Annotated in this window: 1 protein-coding gene; it reads left to right on the top strand. The window is 48.6% G+C overall.

What is annotated here, in order from left to right; genetic code table 11:
* Positions 1-284: aminopeptidase (locus CH339_RS25570; protein ID WP_146610298.1), on the top strand; the 284-nt coding region annotated here is incomplete at both ends.

Here is a 284-nt window from a genome sequence, read left to right as displayed (position 1 = left end):
AAAGAAGGCGCTGCTTTTATTTCCATTGTCTCTTCAAGTCCTGATCTTTTGAAAGGCATCGATTCCAAAAAAATCTCCGCACAGCAGAAAGCCGCCGGAAAAGCGATGCATACATACAGGCAAATGATTCAATCGGATAAAGTCAGCTGGACTGTCGTCGCAGCGCCTTCGCCGGCCTGGGCGAAAAAAGTATTCCCTGAGGCAGATGAAGAGACAGCCGTGCAAAAGCTATGGAATGAGATTTTCAAAACGACCCGCGTCGACCGTGAAGATCCCGTTCAAGC

Origin of the sequence: Rhodobium orientis, assembly GCF_003258835.1 — a bacterium.
Classification (GTDB): Bacteria; Pseudomonadota; Alphaproteobacteria; order Rhizobiales; family Rhodobiaceae; genus Rhodobium; species Rhodobium orientis.
Note: the sequence above shows the minus strand (reverse complement) of the source record. Positions and strands in the feature narration are given on the sequence as shown.